Annotated in this window: 25 protein-coding genes; 17 read left to right on the plus strand and 8 right to left on the minus strand. The window is 68.5% G+C overall.

Features of this window, described 5'->3' with window-relative positions; translation table 11 throughout:
• The first annotated feature begins 357 nt into the window (after positions 1–357).
• The 9 genes from BJ987_RS28070 to BJ987_RS28110 are packed head-to-tail and all read left to right on the plus strand — an operon-like array spanning position 358 to position 8739.
• Positions 358–1962, plus strand: coding sequence for a carbon-nitrogen hydrolase family protein (locus BJ987_RS28070; RefSeq protein ID WP_209895825.1), 1605 nt, complete (start codon positions 358–360; stop codon positions 1960–1962).
• 34 nt (positions 1963–1996) lie between these two features.
• Complete coding sequence (locus BJ987_RS28075) at positions 1997–2806, plus strand: oxidoreductase (RefSeq protein ID WP_209895827.1); 810 nt, start codon at positions 1997–1999, stop codon at positions 2804–2806.
• Positions 2807–2855: 49 nt separating this feature from the next.
• A complete protein-coding gene (locus tag BJ987_RS28080) occupies positions 2856–3857 on the plus strand; it encodes an alpha/beta hydrolase family protein (protein ID WP_209895829.1) in 1002 nt (333 codons plus the stop codon).
• Between the two features lie 10 nt (positions 3858–3867).
• On the plus strand, positions 3868–4989 hold the full coding sequence (locus tag BJ987_RS28085) for an aromatic ring-hydroxylating dioxygenase subunit alpha (protein ID WP_209895831.1): 1122 nt from the start codon (positions 3868–3870) through the stop codon (positions 4987–4989).
• Positions 4986–5675, plus strand: a complete 690-nt coding sequence (locus BJ987_RS28090) for a hypothetical protein (RefSeq protein ID WP_209895833.1) — start codon at positions 4986–4988, stop codon at positions 5673–5675. Before BJ987_RS28085 ends, BJ987_RS28090 begins: the two co-directional genes overlap by 4 nt.
• Positions 5672–6589 (plus strand): hypothetical protein, encoded by a 918-nt coding sequence (locus tag BJ987_RS28095; protein WP_209895835.1) that lies wholly within the window; start codon positions 5672–5674, stop codon positions 6587–6589. Before BJ987_RS28090 ends, BJ987_RS28095 begins: the two co-directional genes overlap by 4 nt.
• Positions 6586–7356, plus strand: a complete 771-nt coding sequence (locus BJ987_RS28100) for an SDR family oxidoreductase (RefSeq protein WP_209895837.1) — start codon at positions 6586–6588, stop codon at positions 7354–7356. Before BJ987_RS28095 ends, BJ987_RS28100 begins: the two co-directional genes overlap by 4 nt.
• Before the next feature lie 4 nt (positions 7357–7360).
• A complete protein-coding gene (locus BJ987_RS28105; RefSeq protein ID WP_209895839.1) occupies positions 7361–7999 on the plus strand; it encodes a hypothetical protein in 639 nt (212 codons plus the stop codon).
• Positions 7996–8739, plus strand: a complete 744-nt coding sequence (locus BJ987_RS28110; protein WP_209895841.1) for a maleate cis-trans isomerase family protein — start codon at positions 7996–7998, stop codon at positions 8737–8739. The genes BJ987_RS28105 and BJ987_RS28110 overlap by 4 nt, the downstream gene beginning before the upstream one ends.
• 4 nt (positions 8740–8743) lie before the next feature.
• Here the strand turns inward: BJ987_RS28110 and BJ987_RS28115 are convergent, their stop codons facing one another.
• Positions 8744–9565: an HpcH/HpaI aldolase/citrate lyase family protein gene (locus BJ987_RS28115; protein WP_209895843.1), complete on the minus strand. Its 822-nt coding sequence runs from the start codon at positions 9563–9565 to the stop codon at positions 8744–8746.
• A gap of 179 nt (positions 9566–9744) precedes the next feature.
• Between BJ987_RS28115 and BJ987_RS28120 the strand changes: the two genes are divergently transcribed.
• Positions 9745–10695: an alpha/beta fold hydrolase gene (locus tag BJ987_RS28120; RefSeq protein ID WP_209895845.1), complete on the plus strand. Its 951-nt coding sequence runs from the start codon at positions 9745–9747 to the stop codon at positions 10693–10695.
• Between the two features lie 12 nt (positions 10696–10707).
• The gene (locus BJ987_RS28125; protein WP_209895847.1) at positions 10708–11412 is read left to right on the plus strand and encodes a hypothetical protein; all 705 of its coding nucleotides are present in this window, start codon (positions 10708–10710) and stop codon (positions 11410–11412) included.
• 100 nt (positions 11413–11512) lie between these two features.
• Here BJ987_RS28125 and BJ987_RS28130 read toward each other — a convergent pair whose 3' ends face one another.
• The gene (locus BJ987_RS28130; protein WP_209895849.1) at positions 11513–12256 is read right to left on the minus strand and encodes a maleate cis-trans isomerase family protein; all 744 of its coding nucleotides are present in this window, start codon (positions 12254–12256) and stop codon (positions 11513–11515) included.
• A complete protein-coding gene (locus tag BJ987_RS28135) occupies positions 12253–12816 on the minus strand; it encodes a TetR-like C-terminal domain-containing protein (RefSeq protein ID WP_209895851.1) in 564 nt (187 codons plus the stop codon). Before BJ987_RS28135 ends, BJ987_RS28130 begins: the two co-directional genes overlap by 4 nt.
• Positions 12817–12898: 82 nt before the next feature.
• On the opposite strand from BJ987_RS28135, the gene BJ987_RS28140 reads away from it, so the two are divergent.
• Positions 12899–13792 (plus strand): DUF4437 domain-containing protein, encoded by an 894-nt coding sequence (locus tag BJ987_RS28140; protein WP_209895853.1) that lies wholly within the window; start codon positions 12899–12901, stop codon positions 13790–13792.
• Positions 13793–13804: 12 nt separating this feature from the next.
• Here BJ987_RS28140 and BJ987_RS28145 read toward each other — a convergent pair whose 3' ends face one another.
• Positions 13805–15361, minus strand: a complete 1557-nt coding sequence (locus tag BJ987_RS28145) for a molybdopterin-dependent oxidoreductase (protein WP_209895856.1) — start codon at positions 15359–15361, stop codon at positions 13805–13807.
• 12 nt (positions 15362–15373) lie between these two features.
• The gene (locus BJ987_RS28150; RefSeq protein WP_245366165.1) at positions 15374–16021 is read right to left on the minus strand and encodes a fasciclin domain-containing protein; all 648 of its coding nucleotides are present in this window, start codon (positions 16019–16021) and stop codon (positions 15374–15376) included.
• A gap of 431 nt (positions 16022–16452) precedes the next feature.
• Here BJ987_RS28150 and sigK point away from each other — a divergent pair, with 431 nt between their 5' ends.
• Together sigK and BJ987_RS28160 are read left to right on the plus strand one after the other, a co-directional pair.
• Positions 16453–17103, plus strand: coding sequence for an ECF RNA polymerase sigma factor SigK (sigK, locus tag BJ987_RS28155; protein ID WP_209895858.1), 651 nt, complete (start codon positions 16453–16455; stop codon positions 17101–17103).
• Positions 17096–17815: an anti-sigma factor gene (locus BJ987_RS28160; RefSeq protein ID WP_209895860.1), complete on the plus strand. Its 720-nt coding sequence runs from the start codon at positions 17096–17098 to the stop codon at positions 17813–17815. Before sigK ends, BJ987_RS28160 begins: the two co-directional genes overlap by 8 nt.
• A 15-nt stretch (positions 17816–17830) precedes the next feature.
• On the opposite strand, the gene BJ987_RS28165 is transcribed toward BJ987_RS28160, so the two are convergent.
• Together BJ987_RS28165 and BJ987_RS28170 are read right to left on the minus strand one after the other, a co-directional pair.
• Entirely contained in the window at positions 17831–18355 is a 525-nt protein-coding gene (locus BJ987_RS28165; protein WP_372446898.1) for a TspO/MBR family protein, read from the minus strand.
• Positions 18356–18380: 25 nt separating this feature from the next.
• Positions 18381–20486 (minus strand): MMPL family transporter, encoded by a 2106-nt coding sequence (locus BJ987_RS28170; protein ID WP_209895862.1) that lies wholly within the window; start codon positions 20484–20486, stop codon positions 18381–18383.
• Positions 20487–20555: 69 nt separating this feature from the next.
• On the opposite strand from BJ987_RS28170, the gene BJ987_RS28175 reads away from it, so the two are divergent.
• Positions 20556–21071, plus strand: a complete 516-nt coding sequence (locus tag BJ987_RS28175; RefSeq protein WP_307869777.1) for a MarR family winged helix-turn-helix transcriptional regulator — start codon at positions 20556–20558, stop codon at positions 21069–21071.
• Positions 21072–21205: 134 nt separating this feature from the next.
• The gene (locus BJ987_RS28180) at positions 21206–22201 is read left to right on the plus strand and encodes an AurF N-oxygenase family protein (protein WP_209895866.1); all 996 of its coding nucleotides are present in this window, start codon (positions 21206–21208) and stop codon (positions 22199–22201) included.
• A 12-nt stretch (positions 22202–22213) separates the two neighbouring features.
• Here the strand turns inward: BJ987_RS28180 and BJ987_RS28185 are convergent, their stop codons facing one another.
• The gene (locus BJ987_RS28185; protein WP_307869778.1) at positions 22214–22939 is read right to left on the minus strand and encodes a TetR/AcrR family transcriptional regulator; all 726 of its coding nucleotides are present in this window, start codon (positions 22937–22939) and stop codon (positions 22214–22216) included.
• An 89-nt stretch (positions 22940–23028) separates the two neighbouring features.
• Here BJ987_RS28185 and BJ987_RS28190 point away from each other — a divergent pair, with 89 nt between their 5' ends.
• Positions 23029–23328 carry a hypothetical protein gene (locus BJ987_RS28190; RefSeq protein WP_209895869.1) on the plus strand — a complete coding sequence of 100 codons (300 nt, stop codon included), beginning with the start codon at positions 23029–23031 and terminating at the stop codon, positions 23326–23328.
• The last annotated feature ends 14 nt before the right edge of the window (positions 23329–23342 follow it).

Below are 23342 nucleotides of genomic sequence, written 5' to 3' on the forward strand. Positions count from 1 at the left end.
GGCCCGGCGGTTACCGGCGGCCCGAGGCGACGGCGCGCCCTCGCCGGAGACTGCCGAGCGACCTACCGGGAGTCCACACCGCGAAACCGCGTCGATGAGCCGGATCTCCTCCGGCGATGCTGCGCAGGTCATCATGGCTACCTTCCCCCGATGTTTCCCACAAAGAAACACGGTTTCGGAATTGCCATATTGAACCCGCCGCACCGGCGGGTGTCAAGGCGAACCCGATGCGCGGCAATCGATTACCGCCGCGTGAAATCCCGGACGAGCGCTGGACAGATTCCACGACCGGGTACAGAATCAGCTAGATTGGAAACAGCGTTTCGATATACGAAACGCCGGGAGAGGTAGCAGCCCATGACCCGAGTCGCCGCCGCACAGCTCGCCGCCGGCACCGACGTCGCGGCCAATCTCGCCGCCTGCCTGCGCGCGATCGACGCCGCCGCCCGGGCGAGCGCCGAACTGGTGGTACTGCCGGAGTTCTGTAACCACCTATCCTGGTACGACGACCGGGCTCATGCCCGGCGAATGGCCCGTACGCTCGGAGATTCCTTCCTCACCGCCGTCGCGGCGCGGGCCGCGCGGCACGGCATCCACGTCAAGATCGGTGTCACACTGGCCCGCGAAGACGGGCGCATCACCGGCACCAGCCTGTTGTTCGGACCGGATGGCGCGCTGCTCGGTCAGGCCGACAAGCAGATCCTGATGGGCGCGGAGAACGACTATCTCGATGCCGGGCAAGCGGATTCGCCGGTCATCGACACACCGCTGGGCCGGATCGGCATGTACGCCTGCATGGAGGGCGTGATCTACGAGGTCACCCGCTCGCTAGCGGTGCGCGGGGCCCAACTGCTGCTCAACAGTCTCAACTCCTTCGCCACCGATGAGGCGAGCCTGCACATCCCGGTGCGCGCCGCGGAGAACAAGGTGTGGGTGGTGGCGGCCAACAAGGTCGGGCCGCTGCTACCGGAGGACCAACTGCCCGCCATCGCGAAAAGGCTCGGCGTACCGCCGGAGCGGTTGCACGGGGCCGGGGAGAGTCAGATCGTCGCACCCGACGGCACCTGCGTGGCCATGGCTCCGGCCACGGGCGAGGCGGTGATCGTCGCCGATATCGATGTCGTGCGAGCCGACGCCAAACAACGGCCGGACGGCACCGACGTGCTGGCCGCGCGCCGCCCGGAACTGTATGCCCCCCTGAGTGATTCAGCCTCCGGCCGCCGAGCGCCCGTAGGTGTAGAGACCATCACCGCGGCGATCGCCGCGCCGGAGACCGCGACGATCCGGCACCTGGCCACCACCGGTGTGGATCTCATCGTCCTGCCGGAGCTGGCGGCGGTGCCGATCCCCGAACTGGTGCGCGCGCTGGCGGACACCTCCGCCTATGCCGTGCTCACCGTCCGCGACGGCGCGGCACATCATGGCGTGCTCGTGCATGCCGACGGTGTCCTAGGTCGACAGCCACAACTACATCGCAGTGCTCGCCATCGGTGGCTCACCGCACCCGGCGACGACCTGGCCGTCTTCGAATTGCCCTGGGGCCGAATCGCACTCGTCGTCGGCGACGACGCCTTGTTTCCCGAGACCTTCCGGCTGGCCGCCGTGCGGGACGCCGACGTGGTGGCCGTGCCCTGCACCCCCTCCGAACCCTGGGAGCTGCGCCTCGGCCTGCCCGAGCGGGCCGCAGAGAATCGCTTGAACGTGGTGGCCGCCGGGTGGGGTCCCGCGGGGCTCACCGGCGCGCTCTACGCGCTCAGCCCGGATTTCACGCTGTGGTCCACCTGGAGCGGCCCGTTCACCGGGGTGATCAGCCACCCGGTGGTGACCACCGTCCCGCCCGGCGCGCGCAGCGTGCGCGCCACCCTCCGTCCCGCGCAGGCGGTGAACCGCGCCGTCTCCAAGGGCACCGACCTCGTCGACGGCCGGCCCCGCCACCGTCTCGACGCCGTGCGCGCGCGGTGAAGCCGACACCGCCGCACCGAACGAAAGCAGCCGCATGAGTGAAACCGTCCAGCATGTCGAGCACCTGGTCGATACGACCCCGCGCGCCGATGTCACCGAGACCTTCCAGGAATGGCGGGACCTGTTGAGCCGGTTGCGCTCCCGCATCGCCGAGCGCTTCGAGCTCACCCGCGACCCGTCCACCGCGGACCTGGAAACCTATGGTGACCCGGAGCAGGGCCCGTCGGGCAGCCTCGCGGCGTACAGCGGCCCCGAGATCGACTGGCTGGTGCACTCCTGGATAGGCGACCCGCGAACGGGTTTCGTGAATCTGCACCTGACGGCCTGGCTCGGCCCGCAGGTCCAGGTGCCGCATCTGGGCTCCGCGCTGCTGCTGTGGCCGGAGGGCTGGTTCTACGTCGATGCGGTCCCGCGCGGTGACCTGGTGGGTGACGGTGACTACTTCGATCGCTATTACGCACCGAACGACGTGCCCTGGCTGACCTTCAAGGAGGAGCATCCCGACTTCAGCTGGTTCACCAGCCGCACCGGGTTCATCCGCGGCAGCCTCTCGCCCACCGCCTACTGCTATTCGTTCCCGCCGACCCGCCCGAATCTCGAGGTGGTGGACCAGATTCTGACCGCCCGGGTGGAGCAGTGGCTGGGCTGGGTCGACGCGGCCGATCCGGTACCCGCCGGCGAACAGGCCGAACTGGCGGCCCGCGACCTCGCGGTGCGCCGCAATATCGCCGAGCGCGATCCGGCGAATGTCATGGGCGAGCGCATGTTCGGGCCCGAACTCACCCAGCGGCTGGTCCGCGCCCTCTGGGGCGGCGACCGCCAACTACCCAGGGCGGGCGCATGAGCGAGCGAAGCACACGCCGACCGGAGCCGCGCGGCACCGAGGTGCGCTCATGACCGGCGATCCGAAGGCGGCGGCCGGCTCGACCATCGGCCCTGACCTGAATCGAGCAGCCCTGATCCGCTCGATGTGGTGGTCGGTCCGGACCGATGGCGTCGCGCCGTTCGATACCGCGCACCTCAAGGTGTACTACCCCGCTCTGCCCTCCGGCAGCGACGCGGAGCGCCTGACCGGCGTCTTCGCCCCGGATCCGACGCGTGCCCCCTATCCGGTGGTGGTGTTCCTCTCCGGCGTCAACGTCGGCCAGGACTCCTACCGCCGGTTCGCCACCGCCGTCGCGGCAACCGGCTTCGTGGTGGTCACCATGGATCGGGTCGCCGAATTGTTCGGCGGTCAGCGCGGTCTCACGCCGGGAGTCGATCTCGACGCCGCCCGCCCGGACGCCTACGGCACCCGCCCTACCTGCCCCACCATCGGCGCGGTACTCGACGCGTTGATCGAAATCAACGAGCTGCCACCGCTACGCGGAGCATTGGACTTGGCGCGCATCGCCTTGGGCGGACATTCGGCAGGCGGCACCGTGGTCTTGCAGTCCGCCCGCTTCTTTCCTTCGGTGGCGGCGGTTTTCGCGTGGGGCGCGCACACGATGGTCGCGACCATGCTGGGCTGGGCTCCCGGTACCGTCCTGCCCGCGCAGGTCGGGTGTCCGGTGCTGCTCGGCGTCGGCACCAACGACGGTGTCATCCAGGCCAGCGCCGACCGCTACGGCGAAGACGGCGCGGAGCGGCCGGATCCGGTGCGGCGCACCTTTCTCGAGGCGCTGCCACAGGGTGATCATCTGCTGGCGGTGGTGCCCGGCGCCAACCATTTCGGTATCGCCGACACCGATCCGACGGCCGCCCGGGCCTTTCTGGACGGCCCGGCCGAGACCGACGCACTGGCACCGTTCGCCCGGCTCACCTCGGCCTTCTTACGGGCGCATCTGCGCGGCGACGGGGCGGCCGGAACCGAACTGGCCGAGTTCGATCAGGGCGTACGGCTGAGCCGGCGATAGGAGCAAAACCATGTTGAAGAACTTCTGGTACGCACTGGAATTCGCGGACAAAGTCACCCGCGAGCCGCGCAAGATCACCTGCGTGGGCCAGGATTTCGTGGTGTACCGCACCGAAGCCGGTGCGCCGGTCTGCCTTTCGGATCTGTGTGTGCACCGCGGCGGCGCGTTGTCCATGGGCAAGGTCACCGGCGACTGTATCTCGTGCCCGTATCACGGCTGGCAGTACAACGCCGAGGGCGTGTGCGTGAAGATTCCCGCGAATGCCGAGGAACGCAAGATTCCACGCAAGGCGCGAGTGGACGCGTATCCGACAGTGGAACGCTATGGCATGGTGTGGGCCTTCCTCGGCGATCTCCCCGAGGCGGAACGGCCGCCGATCCCGGAATTGCCCGAGCACAACGATCCAGCGTTCCGGGCGGTGCAGTTCGAGATGGAGATCGCCGCCAACTACGAGCGCACGTTCGAGAACGTGGTCGACGCCGCGCACACGCCGTTCGTGCACGGCACCGCCTTCGGCAACCCGGACAAGCCGGGGATCCCGGATTTCCGTATCCGGCAGACGGAATGGTCGGCCGAAGCCGATATCCAGCTCAGCCCGCCGCTACCGAAGGGCCTGTGGGGACTGCTGGCCCGGCGGCGGCCACGGGCGGAGTACGTCACCGTCACCAACGCCTGGTACCTGCCCAACATCGTGAAACTGCACGTGCGGCTGCCCATGGGCGACCTGCTGCTCTACGACTTCAATATCCCGCTGTCACAGGAGCGGACGCTGGTCAAGATTCTCGGCTACCGCAACTTCTTCACCGGCGCCTGGGCGGACGGCAATGCCCGCAAACGCATCGAGAAGATCCTGCTGCAGGACCAGCCGGTGGTGGAAAACCAACGCCCGGAGTTGCTTCCGTTCGATCTCGCCGACGAACTGCACGTGCGCAGCGACGGTTTGCAGGTCGCCTATCGCCGCAGGCGTCTGGAACTGATCAAACAGGGCTGGTGGGTCGGCGGTGACGACATCATCACCGGCGACTCCCCACGCCGGAAGGCCACCGTCATCGCTTCCCCGGTCCGCCGCGACAATCCCGAACTGGCCAGTGCCTGGGTGCACAAGGCCCGCACCGGAGGTAATCCGCAATGAGTCTCCCGACCGCGCTCAGCGAGCGCACCCTGGGCACGCTGAGTTCCGCACTGGGCCTGGACACCACTGAGGATGTGGCACTGACCAGCGCCATGTCACCCGAACCGGTGGGCCGGCTGCGGGTGCTGCGCGGCGGGCCGATCGACAAGGCGGTCACCGTCGATCTGGTGGTCCCGCAGATCGGCCTGGACAGTCACATGATCTTCGCGTTCACCGATAGTGCCTCCGCGATACCGCATTTCACGCTGGACTCGGTGCGGGCACCCGAGTATCACGCGCTGCATTTGGATCTGATTCCGCGCGCCGATCTGGCCGTCAACCTGGACTACCTGGATTCGGCGTTCCTGCCCCTGACGCCGCTGCTCGAAGCGGCATGGCGGATCGAGGGCCTGTCCCCCGCCGCCATCGGTCCGCGGCAGCGCGCCATGATGTCGCCGTGGATGCTGGTGTGCCGCGCCACCGAGGACGCCTTCCGCGCCTTGGACGTCACCGTCGACCGCTATCTGGCGCACTGGCTCACGTTGGCGGACAAGGGAGTTCCCACCGTGGACACCGACCTTCCGGCACGGGACCGGATCAATCGAGCGAATCTGTTCAGCCCGGCGGTGGATCCGGTGTGGGCGCAGGTGACCAGGCTGCTCGGCGCCGAACAGGCCGAGCGGGTGCGCGGGGAGCTGGTCGCGTGAGCACCCAGGCCGCGCCGAGCGCGTTCCAGCAACGCATAGCGGGCGAATGGGTCGGCCGCCCTTCGCTTTTCGACGCGCACGGCACCTGGCGGGGCTATGAGGACATCCGCCGCAGTTCCGTGTTCGCCGACGGCGTCACCACCTACTACATGGACGGCGGGCTCACCGGCGGCGGCGATCTGGCCGGCCGGTTCGCGCTGGGCGCGCCGTTCGCCTTCGGCGTCCGGGATTCCGACGCCGACCGCCTCTACACCGGACCCGATTTCTATGGATCCGGCCGGCCCTACGGCAATTTCGTCGACGCCCACTACTACGGTCCGGGCTGGCAGGTCTCGCTGAACACCTGGAATCAGACCATCGGCGACACCCAGGTGTATTCGTCGGTGCTCTACCAGGGCCCGGCCATGGTGGGCGTGTTCGACGGCGTCTACACGCGCGTGCCGGAGCTCGTCGAGCAGCGCATCGAGACCGAAACCCGGTGCGGCCCCGCTGTATTCACCGTGCCGACCAAGGAGAAGTCCCGATACTCCGGTGAACTGGAAGTGTGGAGCGCGGGTCAGCGGTCGCTGGGCAGCCTGCACATGGCGCTCGACATCGATCCGCTGAACCTGCTCACCGCCGAACACCGCCTGGTGATGTCCGGTCCGGTCGAGTTCGATTCCCGAACCACGGTGCGGCGCGACGGGGTCCGATCCTTCCACGAGGGCCCCGATCTCTGGGGCAACGGAAACTCCTACGGCCGAGCCAATTTCGTCCGGCTGCACACTTCGGACGGGCGCAGACTCGTCGGACGGGAATTCATGATCGACGCCGAGCCGGGGATGGGCGCGGGCTCCGAGCTCGCGGTGGTGTACCAGATGTTCGAGCACAACTGCCTGGTCACGGTGCTGCACGGCGTGCTGGAGCGGGCATGAGGACCGTGGTGGTGACCGGCGGGACCCGGGGCATCGGACTCGGCATGGTGCGGGCCCTGCTCGACGGCGGGCATCGGGTCGCTTTGTGCGGCACCGACACCGCGCGTGTCGCCGAAGTGCGCTCGCGCCTCGGTGATTCGGCCCTGGTCATGGCCGCCGACGTGACCGAGCGCGCGTCGCTGCAGGCGCTGTGGGACGCCGCGGTCGACCGCTTCGGCAAGGTCGACGTGTGGATCAACAACGCGGGGGTGTCGCACGATCGGGCCCCGCTGTGGCAGCTGCCCGCCGAGCAGGCCCGCGCCGTCGTCGAGACCAATCTCCTGGGCGTGCTGCACGGGTCGGCCGTCGCCGTGGCGGGGATGGCGGCGGCCGGCGGCGGGCACGTGTGGAACATGGAGGGTCTCGGCAGTGACGGCCGCACCGTGACCGGGCTGGCCGCCTACGGCGCCAGCAAGCGTGGTGTCACCTATGTGACCAAGGCGCTGGCCAAGGAAACACCGGCCGGAGTGTCGGTGGGACTGCTGAGCCCCGGCATGGTGGTCACCGACCTGCTCACCCACGGCTACGCCGATCCGGACGAATTGGCCAAGGCCCGCAAGGTGTTCAACATCCTCGCCGACACCGTCGAGACCGTGGCACCGTGGCTGGCCGAGCGCGCTGTCACGCACACCCGCAACGGCGCGCATGTGCGCTGGCTGACCACGCCGAAGGTGATCGGGCGTTTCGCCATGGCGCCGGTGCGCCGCCGAGATCTGTTCGCCGGGTAGCGCGGTGGAGTATCCGATCTCGCTGGCGGTGGAGGACTTCGCGCCGGTCCTGCTGACCGTGGCCGGAGTCCTGGTGTTGCGCAACGTCTTCCCGGCCAGACGTGGAATTCTGGCGGCCGCGGCTCTGCTGGGCGCGGGCGGCTTCGCGAAAGCCACGGCGAAACTGATCGCCGCGGCCGGCGGCCCGGATCTGCCGTGGCTGCGGAATCTGCTGTTTCCGCTACTGACGCTCGGCTTCGCGGTGCTGGCCTGGGTGGTCGTGGGCTCGCGTGCCGGGCGCATCCCACCGTGGCTCGGCTTTTTGGTGCCTGGGCTCACCCTCGCGTGCGCGCTGGGCGCGGTGCTGGCCCGCGATCCCCTGCCGATGCTGGTGAGCACCACCGTGTTCGCCACCCTCACCGGCGGCCAGCTGATTCTGCTGGCGCGCGCCCGCGGTGACGCCATCGCGGCCGGCCTGTTCGGCACCCAATTGCTGGTGTTCTTCCTGCTCGGACCACTCGCGTCCCGGCCCGATCAGACGGTGGCCCTGCAGTGGGCCGAACAGCTGTGCAATACCGCGGCGCAGGCCGCGTTCCTGGTCGCCGCCCGGCGACTCTCGGCCGCCCCCGTCGCGGCCCCGACCGACGAGGAGTTGATCCGATGACCGACGCACTGGGCTGGCGGCGCAAATTCGGCGTGATCGCACCCTCCACCAACACCATTGTGGAGCCCGACTTCTATCGGATGGGCGTGCCGGGCGTCACCGCGCATTTCAGCCGCATCCATATCCGCGATCAGAACATGGCCGACGATGCCGGCATGGACCGCCTGCTGGAACAGATTCGCGCCGAAATCGGTTCGGCCTGCGAGCGGGTGCTGACCTGCGAGCCCGACTACATGGTGATGGGTATGTCCGCCGAAACCTTCTGGGGCGGCGTGGAAGGCAACCGGCAGTTCGTCCAGCAGATCCACGATGTCACCGGCCTGGAGGTGGCGACCGGGGCCGAAGCCTGCCGCCGCGCCCTGGAACTGTTCGGTGCCCGGCGCATCGGCGTGGTGACGCCGTACCAGCCGATCGGCGACGCGAACGTGGTCCGCTTCTTCGGCGAACTGGGTTTCGAGGTCGCCGCCATTCAGGGATTGCGCTGTCCCACCGCGGTTTCCATCGCCCACGTCACCGAGGATGACTTGCGCACGGCACTGCTCGAAGTGAACAGCGACAATGTCGACGCCCTCATCCAGTGCGGCACGAATCTGTCCATGGTGCGGCTGGCCGACGAGGCCGAGCGCTGGCTCGGCAAACCGGTGCTCGCCATCAACGCCGCGACGTGGTGGATGGCGCTGCGCGACAACGGCATTCCAGATCGAGTGGCGGGCGCGGGGTCACTGCTGCGCGACCACTGACCGGTCATAGGGCGTCGAGCAGGCGGCGGGCCTGCCGGACCACCGCCTCGTCCACCATGCGGCCGGAGTCGTCGAGCATCACGCCCCCGGCGGCGTCCCGGAAGCGATCCACCAGCGCGCGGGCGCGCTCGACCTCGTCCGCGGTAGGCGTGAAGACCTCGTTGACCACCGGCAGTTGCGCGGGATGAATGCAGGCGCGACCCCGGAACCCCAAGCGGCGCAAGGCGATCGTCGACTCGCGCAGCGCTTCGAGGTCGCGGAAGTCGGTGCGCACCGGGCCGAGCGGCGGCTCGATACCCGCCGCGGCGCCGGCCAGCACCACCTGCGATCGGATGGCCAGCAGTTCGCGTTCGTCCGGGCCGGGCGTGAGGCCGAGTTCGGCGGCTAGGTCCGCCTCACCGATCTGGAGCCGGGAAACGCGTGCCACGGAGGCGATCTCGAACGCCGCGAGAATCGCCGCCGCACTCTCGAGCAGAGCGCAGATCCGGATCGCGCCCGGGTGGGGCTCGCACGTGCTCAGCACCGCGCCCGCGGCGCGGACCTGCCGCGCCGATTCGGTCTTCGACAGACAGACGGCCGCGACCATCGGCCCGGCCACCGCGCGCAGATCCTGGTGGCCGAGCTCGCCCGGATTGACCCGCACCCAGACCGCCGGACGCGCCCGCGTGACACCGCGCAGCCAGGCGGCGACCTCCGCGCGCGCGGCGTCCTTGTCTGGTAGCGGGACGCCGTCCTCGAGATCGAGCAGCACCACGTCCGCCGGTCCGGCCAGCGCCTTGTCGAACAACTCCGGTCGATTGCCCGGCACGTACAGCGCGGATCTCATCCACCCTCCGAAATCCATTGAAGGGAACAGCGTTTCCTTCAACGAAACATAGTGTGACCGATACTTTCTGTCTATCTCGAGTTCTCCCTTGACAGTTGGCCGTGGGCGACCAATGATCTGTCCATAAAAGAAACGCCATTCCACTGTAGGAAACGGCGCACCGCTCCCGGGGAGTCACCATGACCCTTAGACGCCCGGTTCTGACCGCCGTCGCCGCCGCTCTCATCGCCGTTATCGGCACCGGAACCACCGCCGCCACCACCCAGCTCTCGGGCAGCGTCGATATTCGCTGCGCCGCAAGCACTCTGCACCAGGACGCGGACTGGTACCTTCCCACCGCAAAGCCGACCGCCATGGTGTGGATCCAGCACGGATTCGCCCGGAGCAATGCGCAGATCGGGGCCTTGGCACGCGGTTTCGCCGAAGCCGGCTATCTGGTGTTCGCGCCGAGCCTGCCGTTCATGCAGTGGCAGGGCTGCACCCTGCAGAACCTCGGCGACAACAGCGCCTTCCTGCACAACGTGGCCGAACTGTTCGGCACCGCGACCGATCCCACCGGCGCGCTCGCCGCCGGCCTGGCCACGGCGGCCCGCCGCAACGGCGTGCCGGTCCCGGAGTTGCCCAGCGAGCTGGTCTTTCTCGGGCATTCGGCGGGAGCCGAAGCCGTCACCTTCGTCGCCGACCGGATCCGCAGCACGCATCCGCAGACCTTCATCGGACTGCGCGGGGTCATCCTGCTGGATCCGGTCAAGTCCTTCATCGGCGACAATATCGCCCGCGCGCTGACCGGTTTGGATCCCACCGGCCTGCCCATCCTGACCATCTCGGCGGCGCCCGCGCTGTGCAACAGCTTCGGCGTCGGCACCGCCGCCGTGCAGACGCAGTTGCGCCGCCCGTTCGTGGGCATCCGCCTGCGGGACGGCGTGCACACCGATGCCGAGGGCGCCAGCTCGGACCCGCTGGGCACCCTGCTCTGCGGCACGCCCACCGCGGTGAACGCCGCCACCCTGCGCACCCTCGCCCTCGGCTGGACCGGCGACTTCCTCACGGGTGCGACCGCCGCCACCGAACCTCGCGCCCGCGCCTTGGTGTCCACCGGGCTGGCCGCCGACCTCCTGCCCGGATCCTGAGCGAGACTCCCCATGATGTTTCCTACCCTGCGCCGCCGTCTGGCGGTGACCGTCCTGACCGCAGCCGCGGGCATCGGACTCACCGCGCCGATCGCCACCGCGGAACCTGCGGAACCCGAAACCTCTGAAGCGGAGGCGATTCCGCAACTCTGCCTGCGCGCACAGGTGCAGACGGCGAAGCTGCGGGTGGTGAAGTTCCGCCGGGGCGGGGGCACCCTGTCCGAAGTGCCCTACACCGACCCGGCCGCATTCGCCGCATCGAAGCCGCAGGCGCAACCGCTGACCGTCACCAGCTACACGACCTACCAGGCGGGCTTGCCGAAACAGGTGCGCTGCAAAGGCAAGTCGGCCGATCACCTCACCGACGTGTACGGCGCCGACATCGCCGGGCCCGAGGGCGCCTGCGCGAATGTCAACCGCGTCACGCTGCGCCAGGTCATCCGATCGTTCACCGCGCGGGAGCGCGAAGCCCTCGTCTATCGGCCGAACAGGGTGGTCGTCGACCCGGACACCGCCGCGATAACCGGCCAGGACTGGTTGGCCGATTTCCCGGTCGCCACCAGGGTCGCCGCGGGCACCCTGCACCTGCCGTCCAAATCACTACTGGTGCCGTTGAATACGCCCGGCATCCCCGAAGCCTTCAAAGGCCAGCACTACTGCACCCTGATCGCACCCGAGTATCTGAAAGCCCTACTGCTCGGCACAGTTCAGCCCTGACCCGACGACCGACACGGTCGAGCCGCGATGCCGAAAGCTCATTACGCGCAGAGCCTGGTGCTGTCCGGCCATTCCACCGGTGGCGGCGAGCCGGGTGCGGTCAGTGCTCACGGAGTAGACAGCCCGCGCCGTCGACGCGGTCATCGAAACCGTGCTCGCGCAAGGCATTCCAGAGCGTAGCGGTGTTGATCGCGAGGACCGGCTTGCCCAGCTCCGCCTCCAACCGGTCGGCCAGCGCGACGAAGGACAGATTCGTGCCGACCTGGACGATCGCCTGCACGTCGGCTCCGTCGATCTCGGCGACGACCGACCGTAGACGTCCGGCACCGACCCGGGCGATATCCATCGCCGTCGGACACCGCAGACCGGTGATCGCGGCGACGTCGAAACCGGCCTCGGTGAAGAACCGGCCGACCTCCTTGTCCGCGATCGGCTGATACGGGGAGAACACCGCGATGCGACGGCACCCCAGTTCCCGCAACGCGGCCCGGCACGAGCTCGCGCCGGTCGTGACCGGCAGACCACTACGGTCCCGCAGACGCTGCTCGAACGCGGCGTTTCCGGCCACGCCACCCCAGAAGGTTTCGGCCGACATGCCCATGACCATACGATCGGGCTCCGCGGTGAGCACATCACGCACCGCGGTGTCGATGGACGCGCGGATCTGGCCGAGCAGTCCCTGAAAGTCCTCATCGTCGCCCATCACCGGATTCGGGATGTACATCGAGCCCGCCCGATAGGCGATGCCCGGAAGCCCGGCCCGCCAATAGTCGTGCTCGACAACGGTATTGGTACTGGGAACGATGACCCCGAAGACCGCCCGGGCGCCCACGACGTTGGTCATCGCACGCTCCCGGCGCCGAGCCGGGCCAGCAGCTCGTCGACGGCGCGATGGGCGCGTTCCCGCTCGACGGGACGGTCCAGCAGCAGTGCTTCGACCACCAGCGGAGAAACGACGGACAGGGCCGCCTCCTCCACGTCGGCCACCCCGAGCGCGGTGAGTGCGGTGCGGAAAGGTCCGAGCAGGTCGTTGACGTAGCGGTGCCGCAGTTCGGTACACGACGGATCGGCCGAGGAGGCCTTGACCAGCGCCCGCAGGAACGCCGCAACGGGCTTGTCGCGCAATCGATCACAGAGCAGATCGGTTTCGGCGTGCAAGTCGGCCGCCAGATCACCGCTGGGCTCCGGCGATTCGTGCGGCGCCACCGCGATGAGCGCGGCGAGGAAGTCGCGCGGCGTCGGCCAGTGCCGGTAGATGGTCGTCCGCGCGACCCCGGTCACGGCATGCAGCCGCTGCGGCGTCAGCGCGGCCGCCCCCTCGGTCAGCAGCAGCTCCAATGCCGCTGTCAGCACGATGTTTTCGGTGTCGGCGGCAGGCCCCGCCGGACGGCCCGGTCTGGTCATGACAATTTACGATACACCTTGTCTTGCTTATTGATAAGCACTACATTCTGTATCGCATATATTGCTTCTCCGAGGAGGACCGATGCGTCCACATGTAGAACTCATCGACGAAAAAGACCTGATCGAGCACGTAGCCGAATTCGAGCAGGCCACCGGAAACGCGGTGCAGCGCAACCTCAGCTACGACGAGGAGGACGGCTCCGCGTCCCTCAAAGTCCGCTTCACCAGCGACTGGTCCCGTCCCGCCGGTGTGCATCACGCCGACACCGAATGGTTCGTGCTGACCGGTCAGGTCACCATCGGGGACACGGTCCTCGGCCCGGAGGGCTTCTGGATGGCGCCGAAAGGCGTTCACACACCGTCACTCTCGGTCACCGCGGGCACCGAGATCCTGTTGTTCCGGGAGCACGGCGACTGGCATTTCGACCTGACCGGCGCCGACCGCGACTTCGTGCGCGCCGACCAGGAATTGATCGTCCGAAACTCCGCCGACATGCCGTGGATCGACGTAAAAGACGGCAGCCCCATGCGTTTCGACCTCGGCGGCACTCCCGTCCCGGGCCTCTACATCAAACTCCTGGCCCGGGACGCCGAGACCGGCTTCTACACCCGTCTCATCAAAGCGAAACCCGGCTGGCGGGAAGAACCCCTCGCCCACCACCCCTGCTCGGAAGAGGCCTACTGCCTCGCGGGCGGCTTCGACTATAACTTCGGCACCATGTGGCCCGGCACCTACTTCTGGCGTCCCGCCCTGATCCGGCACGGCGACTTCACCGCCGATGCCGACCAGGGCTGCACCTGGCTCGTCCGCTCCGACGCCGACCTGGTCGACTGGTACACCGACAACGCGCGAGTCGTGATGTCCGGCGATCCCACCAACTGGGGCCCGGAATACCCGCACAGCCTGTCCCCGCGCTTCGTCGAGCCGGTCCGCTCCCGCTCCATCGGAACCTGGGCCGACCCCGCTTACCAATAGTCCCCACGGGATTCAGCGAACGGTGACTACCCGGTTGTGCCATCCGGTCGATCCGCTCGGAAACGGCGCGGCGCGCTGCTCGGTCTGCGCCGCGCCCGCGCGGTCGACGGCCCGGACCCGCAGTGTGTGGGTGCCGGGCGTCGCCCGCCAGCGCCATGTCCACTGCCGCCAGGTGTCGGTGGAGTACTCCGCCGCGAGATCCGCGGCCTGCCAAGGCTCGTCATCGACCCGCACCTGCACCGCGGCGATCCCGCGCCGCTGCGCCCAGGCGACGCCCGCGACCACGACCACGCCCGCGGCGACGGTGGCGAAAGCGGCGGGCACGTCGATCCGCGACGCCGTCTTGATGGGCGCGCGATCGGCCCAGCCGCGCTCGGTCCAGTAGGCGGTGGCCCGATCGAACCGGGTCACCTCCAAGTCGACGACCCACTTGGTCGCCGAAACATACCCGTACAGACCCGGGACGATCAGGCGCGCCGGATAGCCGTGCTCAATGGGCAGCGCCGCGCCGTTCATGCCCACCGCCAGGAGCGCGTCACGACCATCCGTGACCGCGGACAGCGGTGTGCCGGCGGTGAATCCGTCCACGCTGCGCGACAGCAGCATGTCCGCATCCGGCCGTATCCCGGCCTCGCCGAGCAGTTCGGCGAGCGGATAGCCCAGCCAGCGTGCCGTGCCCACGAGATCGCCGCCGACCTCGTTCGATACGCAGGTGAGCGTCACCAGGCGCTCGACCGCCGGGCGCCGGGCAAGTTCGTCGACATCGAGGATCAGCGGGCGATCCACCATGCCGTGGATCCGCAACCGCCACTCCGCACTGGGCAACGCGGGCAGTCGCAGTGCCGTGTCGACACGGTAGAACCGGTCGTTCGCGGTCACGAAGGAGGTCAGACCCTCGACTTGCGGCGTGACCTCCGGTGCTATCGCCGCCATCGGACTGTCCGTGCGCGGCAATCGGAAGCGGGCACGATCGGCCACTACGTCGTACCAGCGCGCCGAAAGCGCCCGCGCCGCGGTGGCCGAAACCACGACCACCGCACCGACGCTCATCGCCGTGACCAAGAACCTGCGCCGGGACGGCTCGGTGCCGGGAGAACGCAGAGCCGGTGTGCCCGTCAGCAACAGCCGCAGCGCGACGATGCCCGCCAGGACGCCCACCACGGTCGGCACGACGAACCACACTGTGGCCGTGGGCCGTTGCAGCGCCGCCCCGGCGGTGACGACCCCCAGCACCACGAACAAGGCGCTGCCCAAGGGCCGCCTGCGTTCGAGCAACCCTGAGGCCACCGCACCGAGCAACATCACCGCCGCCATCGACACGAACAACGCGTGTTTGTCGTGCGCACCGAAGCGCCGGATAGCGGCATCCTTCACCTCGTGCGGCGTGTGATCCACCATGGCGGCGCCGAGCGCGAAGAACGGCGAGGACGCCGGAGCGATCAGGACGGACACCAGATGGCCGATGCCCAGCACGGTGGCGGCGGCGAGCACCCCCGCCACCGCGGCAGCGCCGCGACCGAGTCTCGGGGTCCGCGTCCGGGTTTCAGGTGTCCCAGGATCGGTGGTCATCGAACGATCCACTCAGGCCGGCGGCATGAGCACGGAGTCGATCAGGTAGACCGTGGCGTTCGCGGTCTGCACGCCGCCGCAGATGACCGAGGCGTCGGCGACCTTGATGGTGTCGCCGGAACGGGTGACCGTCACCTCGCCGCCCTGGACCGTCTTCTGGGTACCCGCGATCTGATCCGGCGCGATCCGACCCGGGACGACGTGGTAGGTCAAAATCTTTGTGAGGGTGGCCGAATCGGTCTTCAGCGCATCGACGGTGCCGGCCGGGATCTTCGCGAAGGCCGCGTCGACCGGCGCGAAGACGGTGAACTGTCCGCCGTTGAGCGTGTCGACGAGGTTGACCTGCGGGTTCAGCTTCCCGGATACCGCCGACACCAACGTGGTGAGCAGCGGGTTGTTGGAGGCCGCCACCGCCACCGGATCTTGAGCCATACCGCGCACCGAACCCGCGCCGGTGGGCACCTGCTGTGCGTAGTCCTTGCATCCCGGTCCGACCGGATCCCCGGCGGACGTCGCCGGCATGGGCGTCGCGGAGGTGGCGGGCATGGACGAGGACGTCGGCCCGGAATTCGATTCGGTGTCGCTGGAGCAGGCGCTCAGGCCCGCGACGGAAGCCGCCGCGACGATGGCTACCGAGGTGATGCGAGAGAAGAGTTTCATGATCGTTCCTCTGCGGGGGCGGCCCGGCTGGGCCGCGGTGAATGGGTGGATCAGGTATCGAGGAGGGGCACCGGCCGAAGTCGGGGTGGTGGTTCGGCCGGTGACCCTCCTGCCATGGGGCGGCTCGGCCCCTTCCGGCGCTTCGACGTATCCGATGCGCGCCGCAAGGGCTTCGCGCCCCACGGCGCGCAGGTTTGGTCTCGCAGCGAGAAATCTTCGAATCGGCGACCCGCGAGAAAACTTCGCCGGTAGACCAAACCCGAGCGCACGGCGTATCGAAGTGGAGGTATGCGATCACCCTTCGTGCCCCTCGACCGACCGAGCCGCCGTGCCGATCGGAGCTGTCCCCGGCCGAGTTCATGGTGACCGGGCCGCGCGCTGTGGTGAGCGCCGTAGCATCGCTGGTACCTCAACTTACGGAGACACAGCGCATGGCGGATGAACGCCGCATCCTGTCGCTCGCCCTGGACCGGACAGTCGATCCGGCCGCCTGCCCGACCGATCGTCCGGCGCCCGACCCGGAGGCCGCTCGCAGGCTCGCGGAGTTGCTACGCCGCGTCGCCGACGCCGACCGGGACGCGTTCACCCAGTTCTATCGCTCGACGCACGACCGGGTATTCGGTCTGGCGCTACGCGTACTGCGCCGGCCCACCGCCGCCGAGGAGATCACCCAGGAGGTGTACCTCTATGTGTGGAACACCGCCGCGCAGTACGACAGCCGGTTGGCCAGCCCGATCGGATGGCTGATGATGCTCACCCACCGCCGCGCCGTGGACCGGGTCCGCACCGAATCCTCCGCTACCACAAGAGATCTCGCCTACGGCCATCGGCACTTGGGCCGCGACCACGATATCGTCGCCGAGACCGTCACCCAGCGCTCGGACGAACGCGCCGTCGTGGCATGCCTGGGCACGCTCACCGACACCCAGCGCGAAACCGTCGCACTCGCCTACTACGGCGGTCGCACCTACGCCGAAGTGGCCACGCACCTGGGTATTCCGCTCAACACCGTCAAGACCCGCATCCGCGACGGTCTCAAACGTCTGCAGAACTGTCTGACCGGATCGGTGCGCGATGCCTGACATCCATTCGCACCACGACCTGCTCGACCTCGCGTATCCCTATGCCCTCTACGCCCTGTCCGAGGAGGACCGGCGCGCCGTCGAGCACATGCTGGACCACGCCGAGGAAGCGACCGCCGCCACGTTCCGCGCGACCGTTCGCGACCTGCGGGAAACACTCGCCGCCATGACCGTCGTGGATGCCGTTCCCGCCCCGCCGAATGTCGAGGAATCGCTGTTGCGCGCGCTCGACACCCAGCTCGCGGGTGCGCGCACATCCGCACCCGCGCGGGGCCGCAAACGCTGGGTCGCGGCGGCCGCGGCCGTCGCGATCGTCATCGGCGTCGGTGGCGGAATCACGGTGTACCGCAGCCAATCTCCCGATCCCGGTGCGGTGACGACCGAGCAGGTCCTCGCGCAGACCGACGTCCGCACCAAGACCGCGGCGGTCGCCGGTGGCGGCACCATCACCGTCTACACGTCCCGGGAGCTGGGCGCGGCGGTCGTCTCCTTCGACGCCGTACCGGCGCCGCCGCCCGAGCACACCTATCAGCTGTGGCTGATCGCCGAGGCCGATCAGGTCCGGTCGGGCGGCGTCGTGGACACCTTGCCCAGCAGCCGCGCGCCGATGCTCATGCGGTTCGGCGACGCCGACCAGCTGGCGGTGTCGGTCGAACCGGCGGGCGGTTCGCTCGCACCGACCACTCCGCCGGTTGTCGGCGTACCCCTGTGAGTCGGCAAAACCCGCTCAGCTGTTCAAGCGCCAGATCTCGAAATTCAGCGCGGCGGCGAAGGCGGTCCAGAGGAAGTACGGCACCAGCAACGCCGCCGCGATCCGGCTGTGCCGCAGGAACATCCAGATCGTCACGGCAATGGCGACCAGCAGCACCAGGATCTCGGCGAAGGCGAGTCCACGCAGATCGGACCCGAAGAACAGCGGTGTCCAGGCGGCGTTGAGGATCAGCTGCACCAGAAAGACCAGGAGCGCCGGGCGTACCGATCGCCAGGGCGCGCCGCGCCACACCAACCAGGCCGCGACCGCCATGAGGAGGTACAGCACGGTCCACACCGGCCCGAACAACCAGGACGGCGGCGCCCAGCCGGGCTGCGTCAAGCGTTTGTAGTCCTCGGCGGCGGAGACCGCCGCCAGATTTCCGACGGTGGCGGCCGCGGCTACCAGCACCAGCGCCACGACGAACCCCGCGACCTGAGTGGCCGCGCGGTACCGCTGGGCGCCCGGAGTTCGATCGGATTGCCGCACATTCTGGTTCACGGTTCCTCCTGCGATGTCGTGTGTGCTAGCTGTGTGCCGCCACCCGGTCGTCCTCGACCGCGCGGTCGTTCGATTTCTCGCGGCCGGTGTCGCCCGGCCACCACACCTTCGCCCCGATCGCACTGAACAGTGCCGGGATGATCACGGTCCGAACCACGAAGGTGTCGAGCAGGATTCCCACTCCGACGACGATGCCGAGCTGGGTGAGCGTGATCAGCGGCAGCACGCCCAGCACACAGAAGACGGCCGCGAGCACGATGCCGGCACTGGTGATGACCGCGCCCGTGGACGACACCGCGCGCACCATGCCCCACTCGGTGCCGTGGGCGGGCGTCTCCTCACGCGCCCGGGTGACCAAGAAGATGGTGTAGTCGACGCCCAGCGCGACCAGGAACAGGAACGCGAACAACGGCACGGCGGTATCCATCGCCGGGAAGCCGAACAGGTGCACGCTCAGCCAGCTCCCGATGCCGAGCGCCGCCAGCGCACTGAGCACCGTGACCGCGACGAGCAGCAGTGCGGCGGGCACGGCGCGCAGCAGGCCGAGCAGGACGGCGCAGACGGCGGCGAGGATCAGCGGAATGAGCACCAGCCGGTCGCGTCCCGCAGCGGTGCGGCTGTCGAGGGCCTGCGCGTCGTTGCCGCCGACCAGCGCCTCGGCCTCGGGCCGGGAGTCCAGTCGCGTGCGGAGGGATTCGACGATCCGGAACGCCCGATCCGAGCCCGGCTCGGCGTCGAGGAGCACGGTCCAGCGCGCCCAGCCGGTCGGTGACGTCCCCGTCGGGGTCGCTCGAACCACGCCCGGGGTGCTCGAGATGAGATCGGTGAGACCGGGCGCGGCGGAGGCGCGCGCGACGATCTGCGCCGGGTCGGCCGATCCGGCGGGGAAATGCGCTGCGAGCGTGTCGAATCCGGTGACCGACTCGGCTCGCACCCGGAACTGCTCGGTCTGTGACAGACCCACGTCGACGGTGAACAGGCCCAGCACGCAGATCAGCAGCCCAGCCACCGTCACACCAGCGACCCGCACCGGTCGGGCGATGACCCGGGTCGCGACCGCGTGCCAGACGCCCTGTTCGGCGAGATCCTGATCGTCCGAGGCTGGGATATAGGGCCAGAACACTTTTCGGCCGCACAGTGCCAGGGCGGCCGGTAGTCCGACGAGCGCGAAGAGCAGGGCGATCACCAAACCCGCCGCGGCGAACACGCCGAGACTGCGTGTACTCGGGACCGACGCCAGCACCAGTATCAGCAGGGCCATGACCACTGTGAGATTACTGGCCACGATCGCGGGACCGGCGCGACGCACCGCGCGACGCAACGCCCGCCGATGGTCGGTGTCGCGATGCAGTTCGTCCCGGTATCGCGAGATCAGCAGCAACGCGTAGTTGGTGCCGGCGCCGAAGACCAGCACGCTGGTGATGCCCGAGGTCGAGCCGTCGAAGGTGATGTCGGTCAACCGGGACAGCCCGGTGCCCGCCGCGTTCGCGACGCGGTCGGCCAGGCCGATGATCAGCAAAGGCAGCAACCACAGGATCGGCGACCGGTAGGTCACGATCAGCAGCACGGCCACCACCGCCGCGGTCACCGCCAGCAAGGTCACGTCCGCGCCGGAAAACGAGTCGGCGATATCGGCGGCGAAGGCCGGGCCGCCGGTGATCTCCACGGTCAGTTCGGCGGGCAGGCCGGCGCGCGCGGCTGCTCGCACGCGCTCGACCAGTTCGGTCAGCGCGGTGCCGCTCGACTTCCCGGAGATCGGCACCTGCCCGAGCACCGCCGCGCCGTCCGGCGCCGCGACGAGCTGGTTCGGGGCGGGCCCGGCACCGGCTGCCTCGGCCGCGCGCGTCACCGCCGCGGCGGCGGCCTGCCGGTCCGACTGGCCCAGTTGACCGCCATCGGACCGGGTCACCACGGCGATCACCGAGGCCGCGCCCGCGTCCGGGAATTCGTCCAGCACCTGCTCGATACGCGTCGACTGCGCGTTGTCGGGCAGCGATTTCGGTGATTCACCGGCGGCATCGTTTCCGCCCGCACCTCCGATTATCGCCAGCGCGATGGCGAGGAGCACCAGCAGTAGCGCCCACGACCTGCGATGCGTAACGACAGCTCCGTACCGATCCCAGATACTCACATCTTCGAATGTTTCATATTCTTAAATATTAAGCAACAGAGAGATCGAGCCGAGGACTACGCTATCGCGGTGACCGACAACGACCAGAACGCCACCACGCCCCGTGCCGACACCGGCCCGGAACGCGCGACGCTGGAGACGGAAATCGGCGCCGACCTGCGCGCACTGACCGCGGTCTCGGAACAGCTCGGACATGTCTTCGCGCGATCGAACAACCTGCGGCCCAACGATTTCCGGGCGTTGCTGCACATCGCCACGGCCGAGTTCGCCGACCGCCCGCTCACCGCCGGCCAGCTCGGCGGGTTGATGGGAATGTCCTCGGCGGCGGTGACCTACCTGGTGGAGCGACTGATCGAATCGGGCCACCTGCGTCGCGGGGCCGACCCGCGCGACCGCCGCCGGGTGCTCCTGTTCCACGACGCTCCCGGCCGCGCCGCCGCCGAGGACTTCTTCATTCCGATCGGCCAGCGCACCCGCGCGGCCACCGCCCAGTTCTCCGATGCGGAACTATCCGCCGCGCACCGGGTGCTGACCGCGATCACCGCGGCCTTGCGTACCCACCTCGACGAAGTAAGCGGCCGCTGAGAGTCGCTGCGATTTCATGAATCTCCCGCGGGTTCAGCAGAAGACGGTTGTATGGGACTCAGGGTCCCATATATCCTCGGAAGTGATGCACCGACCGCTCGGCTACGCCGGTCGGCCCGAACGAGGAGATATCGATGACGCTGTCGCAATCGGTTGGGGAACTGTTCGACCAGGACTATCGGGACGCGCTGGCGACCCTGTCCGAAGGCTCGGTTCACCGCCGCTTCGATCCCTATCTGGACATCGACTGGGACGCACCAGAATTCGCGATCGATCCGAATGATCCGCGCTGGGTGCTGTCCCCGGAATACGATCCGCTGGGCGCGACACGCTGGTATCAGGAGTTGCCCCTGGACCGGCAGATCGAGATCGGCAAATGGCGGATAGCCAATGTCATCAAGGTCGGCGCGGCCTTCGAGAGCGTGCTCATCCGCGGGATGATGCAGTACATCATGAAGCTGCCCAACGGTTCTCCCGAGTTCAGGTACTGCCTGCACGAGATGACCGAGGAATGCAATCACATCCAGATGTTCCAGGAACTGGTCAATCGCATCGGCGTGGACGTGCCCGGTATGCGGCGGCTGTTCAAGATCCTCTCGCCCTTCATCGGCGTGGCCGGCGGATACGCGCACGTCATCCTGTTCATCGGCATTCTGGGTGGCGAGGAGCCGATCGATCACTATCAGAAGGCACTGATCCGCGACGGCGACTCGGTGCCGCCCGCGGTGCTGCGCACCATGGAGATCCACATTGCCGAGGAGGCCCGGCACATCTCCTTCGCGGGCGAATTCCTCGCCGCCCACCTGGCGCATATGAACGCCGCCTCGAAGGCGGTGTGCGCCTTGGCTTTCCCGCTCGCGATGCGCTGGCTCGCCGGAGAGATCATGTCGCCGCCGCGCTCCTTCGGGCGCCAGTTCGACATCCCCGACGAGGTCATCCGCGAAGCCTTCTGGAACTCACCGCAATCCCGGCGCATCCTGTCCGGCTACTTCGGTGACATGCGCAAGCTCGCCGGCGACCTCGGGCTGATGAACCCGATCACCAAACCGCTGTGGTCACTGCTGCACATCGACGGTGCGCCGTCGCGGTATCGCAGTGAGCCGGAGCGTGGAACACGGCGCACCGCTTGAGGTTTCACCGCTTCAGAGCGGCGCGGAGAGCTCTCTGAGCACTTCGAGCAGCGGTCGATCCGGGTCCAGCGCGAGGTCGTGCTCCCGGGCGACCGCGTCGACCAGGCTCCACGCGTATCCGGCCACGGTGGTGATCAGGGCGGCGCGACTCAGCGTCGGGGCGGGGTCGCGGGTCCAGCGGGTCACCGTGGCCTCGACCATGGAGACAATGGCGAAAGTCATGGTGTCGACGGCCGGTTCGTCGACGACACCGACCACGCCGGCGAGACCCGAGACCAGCCCCCGGGTGCGCGCCGCGACGGCGGTGGCGAGGCTGGTGGCGGCGTCGATATCGTCCGGATCGCCGGTCGCCGGGCCTTTGCGCAGGAAATCGTGCAGACGCTGGTGATTCTCGAACCAGTCCACGACGGCGTCCACCGCTCGGACCAGGATCTCGCGGATCGATCCGAACGCCACGTTCAGCGCCTCGTCGAGGGTGTCGGTGAACCGCTCGCCGATCGCCGTGCGCACCCGCCGGTCGAGGTCATCCCGCCCGGAGAACTGCCGGTACACCACCGATTTCGCCAACCCGGCCCGTTCGGCGATCTGCTGCATCGAAATCTCACCCCCCACCGGGGTCTCCTCCAGCAGCTCGATGGTCGCCGCGACGATCTGCCCCTGGCGACTCTCGTTGTGCGGCTGCCACCGCGCCTGCCGCCCACCCAGGGCGGTCGACGCGGCTGACTCGGCGCTCGGCACCGCCCGAGTCTAAAACACCGACCCAGGCCGGTCCCGGATCGAGGTTCGCGAGAAGCAGTCGAGTCTCGTCGCAACCTAGAGTTGCGCCGGTGTCTGTGAATATTCATCTTTCGATGTACATCGAGCAGCTCGCCTCCCCGGCGGAAGCCGACGCTGTCGAGGTAGCGGTGTCAAAGGTGTTGCGCGAGCATGGGATCGAGTCGTGGATGCACATCGGCGTATTCCACGATCCGCCGTGGGTCAAGGCGTGCAGTGAGAATGGGCCGATCGTCATCCGGGGCTTCGGTGAGTGGAGCAAAACTTTCGAGCGGGATGTCACCAAAGCGATCCGTGGTGTCGCACCGGACGCGGACATCGATTTGGCGTGGGGCTATCCGGACGAAGGTTGACACTCGGAGGCTTT

The sequence above is a fragment of the Nocardia goodfellowii genome, from assembly GCF_017875645.1.
Classification (GTDB): Bacteria; Actinomycetota; Actinomycetes; order Mycobacteriales; family Mycobacteriaceae; genus Nocardia; species Nocardia goodfellowii.

Excerpts from the sequence above, each read along its gene's own strand:
- BJ987_RS28070 (WP_209895825.1), top strand. The coding sequence starts at position 358 with ATGACCCGAGTCGCCGCCGCACAGCTCGCCGCCGGCACCGACGTCGCG.
- BJ987_RS28075 (WP_209895827.1), top strand. The coding sequence starts at position 1,997 with ATGAGTGAAACCGTCCAGCATGTCGAGCACCTGGTCGATACGACCCCG.
- BJ987_RS28080 (WP_209895829.1), top strand. The coding sequence starts at position 2,856 with ATGACCGGCGATCCGAAGGCGGCGGCCGGCTCGACCATCGGCCCTGAC.
- BJ987_RS28085 (WP_209895831.1), top strand. The coding sequence starts at position 3,868 with ATGTTGAAGAACTTCTGGTACGCACTGGAATTCGCGGACAAAGTCACC.
- BJ987_RS28090 (WP_209895833.1), top strand. The coding sequence starts at position 4,986 with ATGAGTCTCCCGACCGCGCTCAGCGAGCGCACCCTGGGCACGCTGAGT.
- BJ987_RS28100 (WP_209895837.1), top strand. The coding sequence starts at position 6,586 with ATGAGGACCGTGGTGGTGACCGGCGGGACCCGGGGCATCGGACTCGGC.
- BJ987_RS28110 (WP_209895841.1), top strand. The coding sequence starts at position 7,996 with ATGACCGACGCACTGGGCTGGCGGCGCAAATTCGGCGTGATCGCACCC.
- BJ987_RS28115 (WP_209895843.1), bottom strand. The coding sequence starts at position 9,565 with ATGAGATCCGCGCTGTACGTGCCGGGCAATCGACCGGAGTTGTTCGAC.
- BJ987_RS28120 (WP_209895845.1), top strand. The coding sequence starts at position 9,745 with ATGACCCTTAGACGCCCGGTTCTGACCGCCGTCGCCGCCGCTCTCATC.
- BJ987_RS28125 (WP_209895847.1), top strand. The coding sequence starts at position 10,708 with ATGATGTTTCCTACCCTGCGCCGCCGTCTGGCGGTGACCGTCCTGACC.
- BJ987_RS28130 (WP_209895849.1), bottom strand. The coding sequence starts at position 12,256 with ATGACCAACGTCGTGGGCGCCCGGGCGGTCTTCGGGGTCATCGTTCCC.
- BJ987_RS28135 (WP_209895851.1), bottom strand. The coding sequence starts at position 12,816 with ATGACCAGACCGGGCCGTCCGGCGGGGCCTGCCGCCGACACCGAAAAC.
- BJ987_RS28140 (WP_209895853.1), top strand. The coding sequence starts at position 12,899 with ATGCGTCCACATGTAGAACTCATCGACGAAAAAGACCTGATCGAGCAC.
- BJ987_RS28145 (WP_209895856.1), bottom strand. The coding sequence starts at position 15,361 with ATGACCACCGATCCTGGGACACCTGAAACCCGGACGCGGACCCCGAGA.
- BJ987_RS28150 (WP_245366165.1), bottom strand. The coding sequence starts at position 16,021 with ATGAAACTCTTCTCTCGCATCACCTCGGTAGCCATCGTCGCGGCGGCT.
- sigK (WP_209895858.1), top strand. The coding sequence starts at position 16,453 with ATGGCGGATGAACGCCGCATCCTGTCGCTCGCCCTGGACCGGACAGTC.
- BJ987_RS28160 (WP_209895860.1), top strand. The coding sequence starts at position 17,096 with ATGCCTGACATCCATTCGCACCACGACCTGCTCGACCTCGCGTATCCC.
- BJ987_RS28180 (WP_209895866.1), top strand. The coding sequence starts at position 21,206 with ATGACGCTGTCGCAATCGGTTGGGGAACTGTTCGACCAGGACTATCGG.